We start from the raw sequence: 1,413 nt of genomic DNA, 5'->3' as shown, positions 1-1,413 counted from the left end.
TTCTATTATTATCTCTGAGAGTATGGTAAGACCGAAGTAAATATGATAATATTGAGCGGGTTTATCTGTTGATTTTAACGAAGCATCTAACAGTATTTTATTCACTCCAAATAACTCGATAAAACTCCGTAAACAATTATCATAATATGCCATTTTTTTTAAGCTATCAGCAGACAAAAATTCACCATACTTAGCTTGAAATTCTCTTGTTATTGGTTGATATTCAAGAGAATAAATATTCTCCGCTTGAGGTGGAGTTTGAGCTGCTCTGATTTTTTCTATAACTATCGTCTAATTCTAGAAAAATTCCCTCGGCATTGAGGACTAGATCTTCATCAGATAAGGGCGGAAAATCCAGGTGAATTGTCCGCTTCAGAATCTCTAATAGCAAATCTAACCGCTCTGAGTCTGTCAAGCGGTCAAAGGTATCTAAAAGTTCCTGAACTATAGCAGTCATAGCAGTTACCCTATATCTGCTCAATACTATAACACAAGCTTAACAAGGCTCTTAGTTATTGCTTGACAGCCCCAATAAATTCTGAATGTAAGTTTGGAATCCCCCCAAACCGCCATCGTCATCCCAACGCTGTCTGAAAGTTGGTAACTTCTCCAATTCCATCACCTTCCCACCCTGATAGTTGAGAACTTCTCGATAATCAAACATCGCATCTGCTTTTGCTGATACAGGTGGATTATCAAAATCAATAGCCCAAAGCACCTCAACAATCCGATAGATGTCGTAATTAGGGTTTGCGGCAAAAAGTTTTTCGTGGGGGCAGGAGTCGGTCGTCAGTAGCCGGTCGTCGGTCGTTTCAGGCTTTGTTGCCCTCTCTTTTTGTACTAATTTTGTACTATAAAAAGGATAATGCAAGGTTTTTGAGAGTCCCAATCCGATTTTCGCAGCATGAACAGCGGATTTTAACAGGTCAAAAGCCTTATTTTAAAAGGGTTTTACCATTATTCAGCCAACCATATATAAACGACCAAAACCGCCAAACCAATAGCTATACTGTCAAAAGAGCTATTTCCCGCAATTAGACCGCCAAGAAAAATTGAATGCCAACGATAACAAAAGAAACCCTTAAGCAAGAACTCGATCGCCTTAATAATCAACAACGTCAAATCTTAAATATTCAACCTTAAAAGGAGCAAACCTAATGACAACTAGAGAAAGACTGATCCAAGAAATATCTCAAATCTCCGAAGAAATTGTTGAAGAACTGCTTGACTTTTTATTATTTACCCAAGCCAGAAGGAATCAACAAAAAGAGCCAAAAACCCCTAGACCCTACGCCCTCTGTCAAGGAGAATTTACCGTTCCTGCTGACTTTGACGATCCCTTACCCGATGAAATCCTACAGGACTTTGAAAACCCTTTATAAAAATCATGCGACTTTTACTCGATACTCATAT

The 1,413-nt window shown here is 38.6% G+C and carries 3 protein-coding genes; 1 reads left to right on the top strand and 2 read right to left on the bottom strand.

Annotation, left to right across the window (positions count from 1 at the left end; all coding sequences use genetic code 11):
• Positions 1–223: 223 nt before the first annotated feature.
• Both PX636_RS21640 and PX636_RS21635 read right to left on the bottom strand, forming a co-directional pair.
• Positions 224–457 carry a hypothetical protein gene (locus PX636_RS21640; protein WP_002796733.1) on the bottom strand — a complete coding sequence of 78 codons (234 nt, stop codon included), beginning with the start codon at positions 455–457 and terminating at the stop codon, positions 224–226.
• Positions 458–508: 51 nt separating this feature from the next.
• Positions 509–889 carry a hypothetical protein gene (locus tag PX636_RS21635; protein WP_164516939.1) on the bottom strand — a complete coding sequence of 127 codons (381 nt, stop codon included), beginning with the start codon at positions 887–889 and terminating at the stop codon, positions 509–511.
• A gap of 268 nt (positions 890–1,157) precedes the next feature.
• Between PX636_RS21635 and PX636_RS21630 the strand changes: the two genes are divergently transcribed.
• Entirely contained in the window at positions 1,158–1,382 is a 225-nt protein-coding gene (locus PX636_RS21630) for a DUF2281 domain-containing protein (protein ID WP_002796731.1), read from the top strand.
• The last annotated feature ends 31 nt before the right edge of the window (positions 1,383–1,413 follow it).

This window comes from Microcystis sp. M53598_WE2, assembly GCF_030067735.1.
Classification (GTDB): Bacteria; Cyanobacteriota; Cyanobacteriia; order Cyanobacteriales; family Microcystaceae; genus Microcystis; species Microcystis aeruginosa.
This window is presented reverse-complemented; position numbering and strand designations above follow the sequence as displayed.